The following is a 15,269-nucleotide window of genomic DNA, read 5'->3' as shown; positions in this document are numbered from 1 at the left end:
CGCCGACGTCCGGCCGCAGCCGGGCGGCCACCGCGGTTCGTAGCGTCGGGGTATGGGCAGACGGAAGAAGCTCCCGCGCGAGCTCTACGAGCGCGAGCTGCTGCGGCTGCAGGCCGAGCTGGTCAAGCTGCAGGAGTGGGTGCGCCACGAAGGCGCTCGCCTGGTGGTGGTGTTCGAAGGCCGGGACGCGGCGGGCAAGGGCAGCACCATCAAGCGCGTCACCGAGCACCTGAATCCCCGCGTCGTGCGGATCGCCGCGCTGCCGGGCCCGACCGAACGCGAGCGCACGCAGTGGTACTTCCAGCGCTACATCGAGCACCTGCCGGCCGCCGGCGAGATCGTGCTGTTCGACCGCAGCTGGTACAACCGCGCCGGCGTCGAGCGGGTGATGGGGTTCTGCACGCCCGAAGAGCACAAGCGGTTCCTCCAGCAGTGCCCGATCTTCGAGCGCCTGCTCATCGACGACGGCATCCTGCTGCGCAAGTACTGGTTCTCCGTCAGCCTCGACGAGCAGGAACGCCGGTTCCGCGCCCGCATCGACGACCCGATGCGCCGCTGGAAGCTCTCGACGATCGACCTGCAGTCGGTGACGCACTGGGAGGACTACTCCCGCGCCAAGGACGACATGTTCGTGCACACCGACACCACCGAATCCCCCTGGCACGTGGTGGAAAGCGAGGAGAAGCGGCGCGGGCGGCTGAACATGATCGCGCACCTGCTCGCCAGCGTGCCGTACCACGAAGTGTTCCGCCAGGCGGTCTCGCTGCCGCCGCGGCCCGAGCCGACCGGCTACTTCCGCCCCGACCGGCGGCTGCAGACCTACGTCCCCGACCACGCGGCGACCCTGCTGCCGCGCTGAACCGAGGAGGAGAACCATGGACGACAAGGAAAAGGCGGCCATCGAAGCCGAGGCGCGGCGCGACGTCGCCGAGCGCGGACGGCACGGCCCGGCGCTGGGCCACTACCTGCGTGCCGTCGAACACCACGCGATCAAGGAAAACGAAGCGGACGTCGTGCCGGCTGCCGGGGACACGCCCCGGCAGCCGGCGGCGGAGCCTCAGGGCTGATCGGTCCGCGTGTAGGCCGCGAGCGCCCGCTCCCGGGCGTTCGCGGCCACCGCGCGGATGAGCGCCGTGTGGACGGAACCGAGCGCCGGCCGGGCGATCCGCCAGTAGCGGCGGAACTTCACCCAGCTCTCCGGATCGCTCATCCGGACCCGCGTGTGCACCGTCAGCACCGTGCGGTGCGGGCCGTAGGGGAACGCCGACACCGCCAGCACCAGCTTGCCGTAGCCGGCTTCGTCGAACGCCGCGAAGTCGTCGGCCTCGACCCGCCGCCAGGTGATCACCGGCCGCCAGAACTTGCCGGCGACGCCGAGCGCGAACTCACTGCCCGGCCGGTCGCCGAGGAGGGTCCAGTCCGAGCCCGCGTCCAGGTCGTCCGGGGTCAGCCGGGTCGGCTGCCGGGGTGGGCCGTGGCGGCGGTTGTGCCAGCGCTCGGGCAGCGTGCGCAGCCACCCGGCGGCCGCGACGACGCCGCCCCGGACGTCGGTGAAGTCGAGTTCGCGCGCCGCCGCGTAGGTGTCCTTCACCGGCGCGTCCACGATTTCGTTGCGCACCAGCTCGAAGTGCGGGTGCGGGAGGAAGTGGTCGATGAGCAGATCGGGTGTGGTCATCCTCCCAGCGTCGGCCGGCCCGGCCGCCGGGACAGGCGGATTTGGTCCCCGGCGAAAGGGACTTCGTGCTCTGACCGGCCAGTACCCGCTCCGCTCATCCTGGTTTCCCGACCCCCAGGAGGATCCGATGACCGCACCCGCGCACCGCCCCGTGCTCGCCGGGGTGGACGCCTCGGAGGCGTCCTTCGCCGCCGTCCGCTGGGCGGCGGAAGAAGCGATGCGCCGCGACGTGACGCTGCGGCTGGTGCACGCGTCCGTCTTCGACGACACGCCCCCGCGGGCGCACGAAGAGCTCCTGCTGGAACACGTCCACCGCTGGCTCCGCCGCGCTGCCGACATCGCCCGCGAGCAGGTGCCCGGGGTGCGGGTCGAGACGGCGGTCCGGCTCGGCCTGGCGGTCGACCTGCTGCTCGAAGAGGCGGCCGACGCGGCGCTGGTGGTGCTCGGCTCCCACGGCCTCGGCGGCCTGCGTGGCGCGCTGATCGGTTCGGTGGCCCTGCGCGTGGCGGCGGAAGCGCCGTGCCCGGTCGTCGTGGTCCCCGGCCACCGGCCGGCCCGGAAGGGGCCCATCGTCGTCGGGATCGACCGGACGGAGTCCAGCGAGCACGCGCTGCGGTTCGCCGTCGAGACGGCCGCCGCGACCCGGGCGCGGCTGCTGGTCGTGCACGCCTGGCACGCCGGAGACGGCGTCGCCGAACAGTACGAACTCGAAACGCGGGTCGCGGCCTGGCAGGGCAAGTACCCGGACCTCGAGGTGTTCAGCCAGGTCGTGCGGGACCGGGTACCGGCGCGCGCCGTGCAGCACGTCGCTCCCGACGCCCGTTTGTTCGTCGTCGGCACGCGCGGCCGCGGTCCGGTCGCCGGCGGCGTCCTGGGGTCGACCGGCAACGCCTTGCTCGCGCACGCGGCCTGCCCGGTCGCCGTCGTGCACTGACCTCCAGGGAAGGAGCTGTCGTGAAGGCACGCGACATCATGACGAGGCCCGTGGTCCGGGTCGGCCCGGCGACGCCGGTCCGCGAAGCTATCGTGCTGCTCACCGAACACTGCGTCGCCGCGCTGCCGGTGGTGGGCGAGGACGACGCCGTGCTCGGCGTTTTCACCGAAGCCGATGCGCTCTCGAGCGGCGTCGCCGGGAAGGGACCGGCGCCGGACGTGCTGGTGGCCACGACGATGACCGCACCGGCCGAGACGGTCGGGCTCGACACCGACGTCGCCGAGATCGCCCGCCGCATGCTGGGCGACCGGCTGCGCAGCATCCCGGTGGTGGACGACGGTGTGCTCGTGGGCATCGTCAGCCGCCGCGACATGCTCACGCCGCTGGTGCGCCAGGACGACTCGGTCGCCTCGCACCTCAACGCCCTGCTCGCCGACTACTCCGGGCACCGCGACCGCTGGGCCGTCTCCGTCACCGGCGGCATGGTGACCATCCGCGGCGTGTTCACCGACGAGGCCGAACGCCGGGTCGTGACGGCATTGGCGAAGACGGTCTACGGCGTCGTGGGCGTCGAACTGTGGGAAGAGGCGACGGTGACGACATGAAGGTCCTCGTCGCGGTGGCGACCCGGCACGGGTCCACCAGGGAAATCGCCGAAAGCGTGGCCACCGCGCTCGGCTCCGCGCTGACCGGCGCCGGGGCGCGGTCGGTCGTCGAGGTCCGCGACGCGGCTCTCGTGCACTCGATCGAAGGCTTCGACGCCGTGGTCCTCGGCAGCGCTGTCTACCTGGGACACTGGCTCGAACCGGCCAGGAAGCTCGCGGAGTCGTGCGCGGAGGAGCTGCGCCGGGTGCCGGTGTGGCTCTTTTCCAGCGGTCCGGTCGGTGAGCAGACGCACCCGGCCGAAGAGCCCGTCGTCGTCGACGACCTCGTGCGCCGGCTCGACGCCCGCGGCCACCGGCTGTTCGGCGGCCGGATCGACCGCCACACCCTGAATTTCCCCGAACGCGCCGTGGTGACGGCGCTTCGGGTCCCCGACGCCGACAACCGGGACTGGCCCTCGATCCGCGCCTGGGGCCGCGAGATCGGGACGAGCCTGGCCCACGCGGAACGGAGCGTGTCATGACCGACTACCCGGTCCGGGTCGAGGCGACCCTGGACGAACCGCTGTCCCGTGGGCTCTGGCTGGTGAAGTGGCTGCTGGCCGTCCCGCACTACGTCTTGCTGGCGTTCCTGTGGTTCGCCTACCCGTTCGCCACGATCGCGGCCTTCTTCGCGATCCTGGTGACCGGCCGGTACCCCCGGCCGCTGTTCGAGTTCACTTCCGGTGTGCTGCGCTGGAGCTGGCGCGTGCAGTACTACTCCTACGCCGCGCTCGGCACCGACCGGTACCCGCCGTTCACCTTCGCCGACGTCCCGGACTACCCGGCACGGCTCGAAATCGCCTACCCGGAACGGCTTTCGCGCGGGCTGGTGCTCGTGAAGTGGTGGCTGCTCGCGATCCCGCACTTCGTCATCGTCGGGTTGTTCGTCGGCGGTGGCAGCTGGCTGGCCTTCCGGGCCGACGATGGCGGCTTCGACTGGGCCGCCGGCGGTCTCGTGGGCGTACTGGTCGTCGTCGCGGGTGTGGTGCTGCTGTTCACCGGCCGCTACCCGCGCCCGATCTTCGACTTCGTGCTCGGGATGGACCGGTGGGTGCTGCGCGTCGCGGCCTACGTGTCGCTGATGACCGACGAGTACCCGCCGTTCCGGCTCGACATGGGCGGCGCCGAAGCCGGCCACGAGCCGCCGCACCCGCAGGCGCCCCACCCGCACGCGGCCGGCTGGACCGCCGGCCGGATCGTCGCCGCGGTGACCGGCGCGGTGCTGGTGTTCGGGTCGATGGGCCTGCTCACCGGCGGCGGGGCCGTGCTGTGGGCGGATCGCACCCAGCGCGACGCCGACGGGTACCTCACCGCGTCGGCCACCTTCGTCTCGGACGGCTACGCGGTCGCCACCGATCCCGTGGCGCTGCAGGGGGTGGCGGCACCCAAGGCGACGGCCGTCCTCGGCGACGTCCGGATCCGGGCCGCGGACACCGCCGGCCGCCCGGTCTTCGTGGGCATCGGCCGCACGGCCGACGTCGAGCGGTACCTGGCCGCCACGGAGTACACGACCGCCGGGAACCGCACGCACCCGGGCGGTGCTCCGGCGGTCCTGCCCGGTGACGCCGGGGTGTGGGTAGCGAGCGCGTCGGGCGCGGGCACGCAGACCGTCGGCTGGCCGGTGCGCGACGGGCAGTGGACCGCCGTCGTGATGAACGCCGACTCCTCGCGCGGGGTCTCCGTGCGCGCCGACGCGGGCGCCACCGCACCCGCGCTCGGCTGGATCGCCTTGGCCCTGCTGGCTTCCGGTGCCGTCACGCTGGCCGGCGGCGTCGTCCTGATCGCCGTCGCCGCGCACCGCGCCTCGCGGCGCCCCGGCACCCCGCACACCCCTGAGCCGTCCACTGTGGACGTTTGAGAAAGGAAGGGACGATGCACGCACAGCCGGGCGACTGGCTCGTCGTCAAGGGCCCGTGGGTCGACGTGCCGGAACAGCGCGGCCTGATCCTGGAGGTCCGCTCGGCCGACGGAGGCCCGCCCTACGTCGTCCGCTGGACGCACGACGACCACGTGTCGACGGTCTTCCCCGGACCGGACGCGATCGTGCTGACCGCCGAGGAGGAGCAGGCCGAGGAGAACCGCGCCCGCACCCGCTTCGACCGGGTCCAGCGGCTCATCCACGAGGAGGACGGCCATGCACGGGTTCGTTGACGGCGCCGTCGTCACCGGCATCGACGGCTCGGCCTCGGCGGTGCAGGCGGCCGTCTGGGCCGGGACCGAGGCCGTCCGCCGGGGCCGCCCCCTGCGGCTCGTGCAGGTTTACGCCCTGCCGCAGGTGAGCGCTCCGGTCGCGTTCGGCACGCACGAGCGAGTGCGCGAAGGCTTGGCGGCGAGAGCCGAAGAATGGCTCGCCGAGGCGAAGACCGCGGTGCTCGCCGAGCACCCGGGCCTGGAGATCACCACGGCCGCCCGGGAATGGAGCCCCGTCACCGCGCTGGTGCAGGAGTCGCAGCACGCCGAGCTGGTCGTGCTGGGCTCGCGTGGGCTGGGCGGGTTCACCGGCCTGCTCGTCGGCTCGACCGCCGTCTCGGTGGTGGCGCACGCGCACTGCCCGATCGTCGTGGTCCGCGGCCGGACGCCGCACGACCCGCCGCCGGCCACCGGGCCGGTGCTCGTCGGCGCCGACGGCTCGCCCGACAGCGACGTCGCGCTCGCGTTCGCGTGCGAGGAGGCCCGGCTGCGCGGTACCGCTCTCGTCGCGGTGCACACGTGGAGCGACGTCCTCGCCGACGGCATGCTCCGCGCGCACCCGCTCGAGGAGGATCCCGTCGCGATCGCGACGGCGGAGCGCGTCAAGCTCGCCGAGCAGGTCGTGGGCTGGCAGCGGAAGTACTCCGACCTGACGATCGAGCTGGAGGTCACCCGCGGGCGCCCGGTGCGGACCCTGCTGGAACGCGGCGAGCGCGCCCAGCTGATCGTGGTCGGCTGCCGCGGCCGCGGCGGGTTCACCGGCATGCTGCTCGGCTCGACGAGCCAAGCGCTCATCGCGCACTCGCCGTGCCCGGTCGCGGTCGTCCGGCCGCAGCGGACCGGGAGCGGGGCGTGAGCACGCTGCGGACGCGGGCCACGATGCGCCTGCTGGCCACGTTCGAGACGCTGCTGGCGGCGAGCGCGGTGTACGGCGGGATCTCGCTGGCCGCGGGCGCGCCGGGGTTCACGATGCCGGTCGATTGGCTGGCCCCGCTCGGGTTGACCAGCTGGGTGCTGCCGGGGCTCGCGCTGGCGCTGGGCATCGGGGGCACCCTGGCCGCGGCTTCGGTGTTCGCCTGGCGGATCGACTTCCGCGCGCCGGTCGCGGCACTGGCCGCCTGCGGGGTGCTGACCGGCTGGCTGGCGGTCCAGTTCGGCGTGATCGGCGTCCGGGCCCCGGTCCAGTGGGTGACCGCGGGCCTCGTGGTGGTGCTCCTCGGGCTGGCCTTGCTGGCCCGTCACCGGCTGGCCGGGTCATGACCACCACGGTCGCGGGCACCGCGTTCTTCGACACCGACGCCCTCCGGCTCCTCCGGAGCGGTTTGACACTGGGCGTCCGCGGCGGCGAATGGCGTCTCGAAACGCCGGACGGCGAGGTGCGCTTCACCGGCTCGGACCAGGCCGTCCCGCCCACCCTGTCGCGGCTGCTGCGGGCGTACACCCGTGACGCGCAGTTGGTGCCGGTGGCGCGGCTCGACGGCGGCGGTGCCGCCGGGCTGCGCGCGGCCGTGGGCGGCCGGATCGCCGAACCGCACCGGCCGCACGACGATTCGGCTCGGGGCGTGGTCCTGCGGTACGTGCGGACGCAGATCGCGGCCCTGGCCGCGGCGGACCTGGCCGTGCGGCAGGACAAGCCCGATGCGGTGCACCGCATGCGCGTCGCCGCGCACCGGTTGCGAGGTGCTTTCTCGGCCTACGCGCCCGTATTGGGTGGCACCAAGCTGGTGCGCGAAATCGGCGGCGCCCTGCGCTGGCTCGGCGGTGAGCTCGCTCCGGCCCGCGACGTCGAGGTCCAGTGGGCTCGCTCGCGCGCCTGGGCGGGGGAGCGGACGGACGCCTACTTCGCGGCGTTGGCCGGCGAGGCGCGGGAGCAGGTGCGGCGCGCACTGGACAGCCACCGGTACGCCCAGCTGCTCAACGCCCTCGACGTGCTCGAAGTGGTCTTGAGCGAACAGCCGCGCCGCGAGTGGCGCAAGGCCGCTCGCCGCCCTGCCGCGAAGGTGCTGCCGAAGCTCGCCCGTGCGGTGGCGGAGGACGTCGACGGCCGCGTGGCCCGGGTGGCCGGGCTGCCCGCCGGGCCGGCGCGCGACCGGGCCGTCCACGACGTGCGCAAGGCCGCCAAGCGACTGCGGTACGCGCTGGAGGCCGGGGGCCGGCCGCCGGGCGCCAAGCCGGCGCTCGAGGCCTTCCAGGACCTGCTCGGCGAGTTCCAGGACGCCGTCGTCGCGCAAGAGCACTTGAGCGCGCTGGAAGCCGGGGACGGCGCGCTCGCGGCGGCCCGGGCGGCCGAGGCGGCCGTGGCGGCCCGGTGCGCGGCGGCGCTGCCCGCGGCGTGGCAGCGGCTCCGCCGGGGCCTTCGTCCCTTGTGGACGTGAACGCGCGAAGGGACGTAAGTCCCCGCGACCGGTGACCGACGCCAGCGGTCACCGGGATCCCGCCTCCCTAGGTTGGGAGGTGACCGAAAGGAACCCCGATGCGCGCACGCGACCTGATGACCGCGCCGGTGATCACCGTGCACCCGTGGACGTCCGCCAAGGAGGCGGCCGGGCTGCTGTCCATGCACGGCTTCACCGCACTGCCCGTGGTCGACGACGACGACCGGCTGGTCGGCATCGTCACCGAGGCCGACCTGATCCGCGGCCGCATCCCGGCCGACTCCCGCTACTCCCACGAGCCCCGCGAATCCGTGGCCGGCAAGACCGCCGGCGACCTGATGACCACCCCGGTCACCGCCATGAGCTCCGGCACCGACGTCGCCGACCTGTGCCAGGCACTGGTGGACGCCCGGATCCGCGCGATGCCGATCGTCGACGGCTCGGCCGTCGTCGGCATCGTCACCCGCGGCGACGTCGTCCGCGTCCTCGCGCGGGAAGACGCCGAGATCGCCCGGGACGTGCGGCACCGCTTGGAGATCTACGGCGGCGGCCGCTGGGAGGTCGCGGTCCGCGACGGGTCCGTGCACATCACCGACCAGTTCGACGACGAATCCGACCGGCACGTCGCCCGGCTGCTGGCGCTCGCCGTGCCGGGTGTCGTCGCCGCCGACACCGCGTACGCGGGTGAGGAGCAGAGAAAATGAGCGCCATCGACCCGAGGATCACCGTGGGCGTGGACGGCTCGGCGGGTTCCTCCGCGGCCGTCGTCTGGGCCGCGAAGCTCGCGTCCCTGCGGCACCTCGAGCTGAGGGTCGTGCACGGCCTGCAGATCGCCGGGCTCTACTACGGCGGCGGGCTTTCCGGCGTCGGCGCGGCGACCTTGTTCGACGCGATCCGGGCCGACGCGGAGAAGCACCTCGCCGACGCCCGTGCCCTCGCGGCGGCGATCGACAAGGACCTGGCCGTCACGACCGACATGCCCGACGACCCCCCGGTTCCGCTGCTGATCGACGAGTCCCGCCACGCCCGGATGCTGGTCTTGGGCGCCACCGGCTCCGGCGGGTTCACCGGCATGCTGGTCGGCGGCACCGCCGGCACGGTCGCGGCGCACGGGCACTGCCCGGTCGTGGTCGTCCGCGGCCGCCACGGCTCCGCGGTCGTCCCGGACTCGGGCCCGGTCGTCGTCGGCGTCGACGGCAGCCCGAACAGCGAGCAGGCCATCGGAGTCGCGTTCGAGGAAGCTTCGCTGCGGGGGGTCCCGCTGGTCGCGGCGCACGCCTGGAACGACGTCGCCTACGAGAACACCCGCGGCACGGCCCGGATCCTGACCCAGCCGGCCACCCTCGAAGAAGACGAGGAGCGGCTGCTGGTCCAGCGGCTCGCGGGCTGGCAGGAGAAGTACCCCGACGTCGAGATCCGCCGCCTGCTCGTGCGCGAGCGGGCCCGGCACGTCCTGCTCGAGGCGAGCGAGACCGCCCAGCTCGTGGTCGTCGGCAGCCGGGGCCGCGGTGGCTTCACCGGGATGCTGCTGGGTTCCACCAGCCAGGCGCTCGTCCAGCACGCCCAGTGCCCGGTGCTCGTGGTCCGCCCGGAGAAGAAGGCGTGACCGCGCTCGGTACGCGGCCCGCGGTGCTCGGCGGCACCGAGCTCGCCCAGGTCGACGCTCTCTGGCGGGCCGCGAACTACCTGGCGGCCGGCCAGATCTACCTGATGGCGAACCCGCTGCTGCGCGACCCGCTGCGCCCCGAGCACGTCAAGCCGAGGTTGCTCGGGCACTGGGGCACCTCGCCCGGGCTCAACTTCGTCTACGCCCACCTCAACCGGGCCATCCTGGCCCATGACCTGAACGCCATGCTCGTCACCGGCCCCGGCCACGGCGGTCCGGCCCTGCTGGCCAACACGTGGCTGGAAGGCAGCTACACCGACGCCTGGCCCGAGGTCACCCGGGACGCGGCCGGGATGGCGGAGCTGTTCAAGCAGTTCTCCTTCCCCGGTGGCGTGCCCAGCCACGTCGCGCCCCAGGTGCCCGGCTCGATCCACGAAGGCGGCGAGCTCGGCTACTCGCTCGCGCACGCCTTCGGGGCCGCGTTCGACAACCCCGGGCTCCTGGTCGCGTGCGTCGTCGGCGACGGCGAAGCCGAAACCGGCCCGCTGGCGACGTCGTGGCACGCCAACAAGTTCCTCGACCCGGTCCGCGACGGCGCGGTGTTGCCGATCCTGCACCTCAACGGGTACAAGATCGCCAACCCGACCGTGCTGTCACGCATCGCGCCGGCCGAGCTGGACGCTTTGCTGCGCGGCTACGGCTACGCGCCGATCTACGTCGAGGGCAGCGATCCGGAGGTGATGCACCAGGTGATGGCCGCGGCGCTCGACTCGGCGGTCGCCACCCTCGCCGAGCGGCGCGGGGTGTGGCCGGTGATCGTGCTGCGCAGCCCCAAGGGCTGGACCGGTCCGTCCGTTGTGGACGGACTGCCGGTCGAAGGCACGTGGCGCGCGCACCAGGTTCCGCTCGCGGAGGTCCGGCACAACGCGGAACACCTGAAGCAGCTCGAGGACTGGCTGCTGTCGTACCGGCCCGCCGAGTTGTTCGACGAGGCCGGCCGGCCGGTCGCCGACGTCACCGCGCTGATCCCGGCGGGGGAGCGGCGGATGGGCGCGAACCCGAACGCCAACGGGGGCGTGCTCCTGCGGCCGCTAACGCTGCCGGACACCGCGTCCCACGCCGTGGCGGTCCCGGCTCCGGGCGCGACCGCGGCCGAGCCGACCCGCGTACTCGGCCGGTTCCTGCGGGACGTGTTCGCGCTCAACGCCGACCGGGCGAACTTCCGCCTCTTCGGCCCCGACGAGACCGCGTCCAACCGCCTCGACGCGGTCTACGACGTCACCGCCAAGGCGTGGCAGGCCGCGATCGAGCCGGTCGACGAGCACCTCGCGCCGGACGGCCGCGTGCTCGAGGTGCTCTCGGAGCACCTGTGCCAGGGCTGGCTCGAGGGCTACCTGCTTTCGGGGCGGCACGGGCTTTTCTCCTGCTACGAGGCATTCGTGCACATCGTCGACTCGATGGTGAACCAGCACATCAAGTGGCTGCGGGTGCACCGGCAGATCCCGTGGCGGCGCCCGGTGGCGTCGCTGAACTACCTGCTCACCTCGCACGTGTGGCGGCAGGACCACAACGGCTTCTCCCACCAGGACCCGGGGTTCGTCGACCACGTGGCGAACAAGAGCTCCGAGGTCGTGCGCGTCTACTTCCCGCCGGACACCAACACGCTGCTGGAGGTCGCGGCGCACTGCCTGCGCAGCCGGGACTACGTGAACGTCGTCGTGGCCGGCAAGAACGATTCGCCGAACTGGCTCGACGCCGAGCAGGCCGCGCTGCACTGCGCGCGCGGGGTGAGCATCTGGGAGTGGGCCAGCACGCACACCGACCGCGAACCGGACGTCGTCCTCGGCTGCGCGGGCGACGCCCCGACGCTGGAAATCCTGGCGGCCGCCCAGATCCTGCGCACCGAGCTGCCGGACCTGGCGGTGCGGGTGGTCAACGTCGTCGACCTGATGCGCCTGCAACCCGAGGCCGAACACCCGCACGGCTTGAACGACCGGGAGTACGACGCGCTGTTCACGCCGGACCGGCCGGTGATCTTCGCCTACCACGGCTACCCGTGGCTGATCCACCGGCTGGCCTACCGCCGCACCGGTCACCACGACCTCCACGTGCGCGGCTACACCGAGCACGGCACGACGACGACGCCGTTCGACATGCTGGTCCTCAACCACGTGGACCGGTTCCAGCTGGTGATCGACGTGATCGACCGGGTGCCGGGGCTGGTGGCGACAGCCGGGGTGCTGCGGCAGCGGATGACCGAAGCACAGGGACGGCACCGCCGCTGGATCCGCACCCACGGGGAGGACCTGCCCGAGGTCCGGCACTGGACCTGGGCGGGCTGAGGCGTGAGCGCCGCGGTCGCGCTGGCCGTGGCGGTCGCGATCACCCTGGTCTTCGACTTCACCAACGGGTTCCACGACTCGGCGAACTCGGTGGCGGCGCTGGTCGCGACCCGCGCGGCCACCCCGGGCGCGGCCTTGCTGCTGGCGGCCGCGTGCCACGTCGCGGGGCCGCTGCTGGCCGGGACGACCGTCGCCGACACCGTCGGCGGGGTGGTCCGCCTGCCGGCCGCGGACGTGCTGCCCGCGGTCGGCGCGGCGGTCACCGCCGGGATCGCCTGGAACCTGCTCACCTGGTGGCGCGGGCTGCCGTCGAGCTCGTCCCACGCGCTGGTCGGCGGGCTGGTCGGGGCGAGCGGCTTCGCCGGGGTGCGGTGGGGCGGGGTTGACGGGCTGCACGTCACCGGAGTGCTCGGCGTGCTGGCCGGCCTCGCCCTGTCACCGCTGCTCGGCGCCGGGCTGGGCGCGGCGGCCGACCGCGTGGCGCGCCGGGCCCTGCGCCGCGCCCGGCGGCGGGTGGACGTCGCGATCCGGCGCGCCGAGTGGGTGACCGCCGGCGCGCTGGCCTTCAGCCACGGCGCGAACGACGCCCAGAAGTCCATGGGCGTCATCACGCTGCTGCTGGTCGCGACCGGGCACCTCGGGGCTTTCGCGGTCCCGCTGTGGGTGAAGCTCGCCGCGGCGAGCGCCCTGACGCTCGGCACCGCCTCCGGCGGCTGGCGGGTGGTGAAGACCGTCGGCCGCGGCATCTACCGGATGCGCCCGGTCGACGGCCTGGCGACCCAAGGCGGCTCGGCCGCGGTGATCCTCGCCGCGGCCGGGGTGGGCGCCCCGGTCAGCACCACCCACGTCGTCGCCGCGTCCGTGGTCGGCGCCGGTGCCAGCCGCCACGCCCGCCACGTGCGGTGGTCCGTGGTCGGCGAAATCTGTTCCGCGTGGCTGGTCACCCTGCCGGCGTGCGCCGTGCTGGGCGCCGCCGCGCTCCCGCTCTGGAGGTGGTTCGCGTGAAGCTCCCGAAGACGTGGTTCCTGCCGCACAACCCGGACGTGCTGGGGTTGCTCCGGGACCAGGCGAGCACGGTCAGCGAGGTGATGACCGCATTGGCGGGCTGGGCCCGCGGCGAGCCGACCGGCGGGGAACTGCACACGCCGGTGCTGGTCCAGTCGGCCGAACGCCGTGAGGTGCTGATGGCGGTCCGCGAGGCGTTCAGCACGCCGCTGGAGGCCGAGGACGTGTTCGAACTCGCGGAACGGCTGGGCGAAATCGCCGAAGCGGCTTACATGCTGGTCCGCGAATCCGATTTGTCGCGCACTCCGCCGGACGACCACTTGAGCGCGATGGTGCTGACGTCGGTGACCGCGTTCGACCTGCTGCACGAAGCGCTCGACGCGTTGCCCGCCGCGAGCGCGGCGGTGGCGGCCGACACGGCGGTGTCCTCTTTGGACGCCGCGGAACACGCCTACCGGCGGGCGATCGCGGGTCTGGAGACCGAGCCGGACCCGCGCCGGGAGATGCGGCTGCGGGAGCTCTACCGCCGGGCCGAGCACCTCGCATCGGCTGTGCAACGGTTGGGGCGCCGCACCTGGTACGCCGTTTGCAAAATCTCGTGAAAGACCGGTGAACGATTCACCGGAATGACGCGCGCCGCGGCTTGACCCGCACCCCGTAGGGGGCGGGACACTGTTTCTCGTGAGCGGGACGGGCGAGGAGCAGGACCGGCTGACGTTCCCGGACCTGCCGAGGATGGAACTGGACCAGTTGCTGGGTCAGCTCGTGGAGCGGGCCCAGGAGGTCATGGGTACCCAAGGTCGCCTGCGCGGCCTGCTGCACGCGAGCCAGGTGGTGACCGGCGACCTCGCGCTGCCCACGTTGCTGCGCCGCATCGTCGAAGCGGCCCGGGAGCTGCTGGGCGCGCGGTACGCGGCGCTCGGGGTGATCGGGCCGGACGGGCAGCTCGCCGAGTTCGTCCACGTCGGCATGGACGACGAGACGGTCGCCCGGGTCGGACGGCTCCCCGAGGGAAAAGGCCTGCTCGGGGCCGTGGTGGAGGACCCGCGCCCGATCCGGCTCGCGAACATCACCGACGACCCGCGCTCGTCCGGGTTCCCCGCCGAGCACCCGCCGATGCGCAGCTTCCTCGGCGTGCCGATCCGGGTCCGCGGGGTCGTGTTCGGCAACCTCTACCTCACCGAGTGCCGGCACGGCGATTTCACCGCGGAAGACGAACAGCTGGCGCTCGCGCTGGCGGCGACCGCGGGTCAGGCCATCGACAACGCCCGGCTCTACGAGACCGCGCGCAAGCAGCAGGAGTGGCTGGGGGCGTCGGGGGCGATCATGCGCGAGCTGCTCGCGACGCGGTCCGGGCGGCCACTGGAGCTGATCGCCGAGCACACCCTCGACCTCGCGGACGCCGACCTGGTCACCGTGGTGCGGCCCGACGCCGATCGGCTGCGCATCGAAGTCGCGGTCGGCCTGGGCGCCGACGAGCTGGTCGGACGTCAGGTCGAGCGCACCGGAACGATGTCCGGGCAGGTGTTCACCACGGGCGCGCCGGTGCTGGGGTCGTGGGTCGACCGGCAGGGCCTGCCGGACGCGCCCCCCGCGCTGCGCACCGACCTCGACGCCGTGCTGGTGGTCCCGCTGACCGGGGCGGGGCAGGTGAACGGCGTGCTCACAGCGGCCAGGAAGATCGGCAGGCCGGGCTTCACGGGTGACGACCTGGAGATGGCGGCCGGCTTCGCGAGCCAGGCCTCGGTGGCGATCGAGCTGGCGGACGCGCGCGCGGAGCAGCAGCGCAACGAGCTGTACGACGAACGCGACCGGATCGCGGCGGAGCTGCACAGCCAGGTGGTCCAGCGGCTGTACGGGATCGGGCTTTCCCTGCAGACGTCCGCGGGCGCGGCGCGTTCGGAGGCGGTGGCGCGCCGGGTCCGTACGGCGATCGCCGACCTCGACGCGGTGATCGCGCAGATCCGCGACACGGTCTTCCAGCTGGACGATGTGCTGCCGCGGTCCTCGATCAGCGTGCACGACCGCGTCCTGGAGGTGCTGTCGGAGCTGGGGGACGAGCTCGGCCTCACGGCGTCGACGGAGTTTTCCGGCAAGCTGGACGGGATCTCCCCGCCGGACCTGGCCGACGAGCTGGTGACGGCGTTGCGGGAGGGGCTGAAGCTGATCGCCCGCGGCACCGGCGCCGGGTCGGTGCGGGTGGCGGTGCGGTCGGGGGCGGAGAAGCTGAGCGTGGTGCTGGCGCACGACGGCAGCCCGTCGAGCGCGGAACCGGAGGAGGATCTCGCGCGGCTCGCCGACTCGGCGCGACGGTGGGGCGGGGTTTCGGAGCTGCACGAGCGCGAGCTGACCTGGTGGGTGCCGATCCCGTAGCGCGGGGCCGCGGTCGACCTCCTCGGTCACCTCGCTTCTCGTTGCAGCCAGCGCGGGCGTTCCGCTTCCGCCGAACCGGAACGGAGGACTTCGGCCGCGTCCGCGGGGACTTTCGTCCCTAAGCG

Annotated in this window: 17 protein-coding genes; 16 read left to right on the top strand and 1 reads right to left on the bottom strand. The window is 73.4% G+C overall.

Annotated elements, in window-relative coordinates; translation table 11 throughout:
- Positions 1 to 52 precede the first annotated feature (52 nt).
- Together ppk2 and AB0B33_RS32140 are read left to right on the top strand one after the other, a co-directional pair.
- Positions 53 to 859: a polyphosphate kinase 2 gene (gene ppk2 / locus AB0B33_RS32145; protein ID WP_360778526.1), complete on the top strand. Its 807-nt coding sequence runs from the start codon at positions 53 to 55 to the stop codon at positions 857 to 859.
- A gap of 16 nt (positions 860 to 875) precedes the next feature.
- Positions 876 to 1,067: a hypothetical protein gene (locus AB0B33_RS32140; RefSeq protein ID WP_360778523.1), complete on the top strand. Its 192-nt coding sequence runs from the start codon at positions 876 to 878 to the stop codon at positions 1,065 to 1,067.
- Here the strand turns inward: AB0B33_RS32140 and AB0B33_RS32135 are convergent.
- Positions 1,058 to 1,675, bottom strand: a complete 618-nt coding sequence (locus AB0B33_RS32135; RefSeq protein WP_360778520.1) for a hypothetical protein — start codon at positions 1,673 to 1,675, stop codon at positions 1,058 to 1,060. The two genes, AB0B33_RS32140 and AB0B33_RS32135, sit on opposite strands and share 10 nt — an antisense overlap.
- A 127-nt stretch (positions 1,676 to 1,802) precedes the next feature.
- Here AB0B33_RS32135 and AB0B33_RS32130 point away from each other — a divergent pair, with 127 nt between their 5' ends.
- From AB0B33_RS32130 to AB0B33_RS32065, 14 genes are all read left to right on the top strand, one after another.
- On the top strand, positions 1,803 to 2,609 hold the full coding sequence (locus AB0B33_RS32130; protein WP_360778517.1) for a universal stress protein: 807 nt from the start codon (positions 1,803 to 1,805) through the stop codon (positions 2,607 to 2,609).
- A gap of 20 nt (positions 2,610 to 2,629) precedes the next feature.
- Positions 2,630 to 3,214 (top strand): CBS domain-containing protein, encoded by a 585-nt coding sequence (locus tag AB0B33_RS32125; RefSeq protein WP_247022225.1) that lies wholly within the window; start codon positions 2,630 to 2,632, stop codon positions 3,212 to 3,214.
- Entirely contained in the window at positions 3,211 to 3,735 is a 525-nt protein-coding gene (locus AB0B33_RS32120; protein ID WP_360778514.1) for a flavodoxin domain-containing protein, read from the top strand. Before AB0B33_RS32125 ends, AB0B33_RS32120 begins: the two co-directional genes overlap by 4 nt.
- The gene (locus AB0B33_RS32115) at positions 3,732 to 5,111 is read left to right on the top strand and encodes a DUF4389 domain-containing protein (RefSeq protein WP_360778511.1); all 1,380 of its coding nucleotides are present in this window, start codon (positions 3,732 to 3,734) and stop codon (positions 5,109 to 5,111) included. The genes AB0B33_RS32120 and AB0B33_RS32115 overlap by 4 nt, the downstream gene beginning before the upstream one ends.
- A gap of 14 nt (positions 5,112 to 5,125) precedes the next feature.
- Positions 5,126 to 5,404 carry a DUF1918 domain-containing protein gene (locus AB0B33_RS32110; protein ID WP_360778508.1) on the top strand — a complete coding sequence of 93 codons (279 nt, stop codon included), beginning with the start codon at positions 5,126 to 5,128 and terminating at the stop codon, positions 5,402 to 5,404.
- Positions 5,388 to 6,299 carry a universal stress protein gene (locus AB0B33_RS32105; RefSeq protein WP_360778506.1) on the top strand — a complete coding sequence of 304 codons (912 nt, stop codon included), beginning with the start codon at positions 5,388 to 5,390 and terminating at the stop codon, positions 6,297 to 6,299. The genes AB0B33_RS32110 and AB0B33_RS32105 overlap by 17 nt, the downstream gene beginning before the upstream one ends.
- Positions 6,296 to 6,703: a hypothetical protein gene (locus AB0B33_RS32100; RefSeq protein WP_360778503.1), complete on the top strand. Its 408-nt coding sequence runs from the start codon at positions 6,296 to 6,298 to the stop codon at positions 6,701 to 6,703. The genes AB0B33_RS32105 and AB0B33_RS32100 overlap by 4 nt, the downstream gene beginning before the upstream one ends.
- Positions 6,700 to 7,818: a CHAD domain-containing protein gene (locus AB0B33_RS32095; RefSeq protein WP_360778501.1), complete on the top strand. Its 1,119-nt coding sequence runs from the start codon at positions 6,700 to 6,702 to the stop codon at positions 7,816 to 7,818. Before AB0B33_RS32100 ends, AB0B33_RS32095 begins: the two co-directional genes overlap by 4 nt.
- A gap of 98 nt (positions 7,819 to 7,916) precedes the next feature.
- Positions 7,917 to 8,522, top strand: a complete 606-nt coding sequence (locus tag AB0B33_RS32090; RefSeq protein ID WP_360778498.1) for a CBS domain-containing protein — start codon at positions 7,917 to 7,919, stop codon at positions 8,520 to 8,522.
- Positions 8,519 to 9,424 carry a universal stress protein gene (locus AB0B33_RS32085; protein WP_360778495.1) on the top strand — a complete coding sequence of 302 codons (906 nt, stop codon included), beginning with the start codon at positions 8,519 to 8,521 and terminating at the stop codon, positions 9,422 to 9,424. The genes AB0B33_RS32090 and AB0B33_RS32085 overlap by 4 nt, the downstream gene beginning before the upstream one ends.
- On the top strand, positions 9,421 to 11,766 hold the full coding sequence (locus AB0B33_RS32080; RefSeq protein ID WP_360778492.1) for a phosphoketolase family protein: 2,346 nt from the start codon (positions 9,421 to 9,423) through the stop codon (positions 11,764 to 11,766). Before AB0B33_RS32085 ends, AB0B33_RS32080 begins: the two co-directional genes overlap by 4 nt.
- Before the next feature lie 3 nt (positions 11,767 to 11,769).
- Positions 11,770 to 12,771, top strand: coding sequence for an inorganic phosphate transporter (locus AB0B33_RS32075; protein WP_360778489.1), 1,002 nt, complete (start codon positions 11,770 to 11,772; stop codon positions 12,769 to 12,771).
- Positions 12,768 to 13,373: a hypothetical protein gene (locus AB0B33_RS32070; protein ID WP_360778486.1), complete on the top strand. Its 606-nt coding sequence runs from the start codon at positions 12,768 to 12,770 to the stop codon at positions 13,371 to 13,373. The genes AB0B33_RS32075 and AB0B33_RS32070 overlap by 4 nt, the downstream gene beginning before the upstream one ends.
- Positions 13,374 to 13,452: 79 nt before the next feature.
- Positions 13,453 to 15,144 carry a GAF domain-containing protein gene (locus AB0B33_RS32065; RefSeq protein WP_360778484.1) on the top strand — a complete coding sequence of 564 codons (1,692 nt, stop codon included), beginning with the start codon at positions 13,453 to 13,455 and terminating at the stop codon, positions 15,142 to 15,144.
- The last annotated feature ends 125 nt before the right edge of the window (positions 15,145 to 15,269 follow it).

Source organism: Amycolatopsis sp. NPDC049159 (assembly GCF_040648295.1).
In the GTDB taxonomy this organism is placed as follows: Bacteria; Actinomycetota; Actinomycetes; order Mycobacteriales; family Pseudonocardiaceae; genus Amycolatopsis; species Amycolatopsis pretoriensis_A.
Note: the sequence above shows the minus strand (reverse complement) of the source record. Positions and strands in the feature narration are given on the sequence as shown.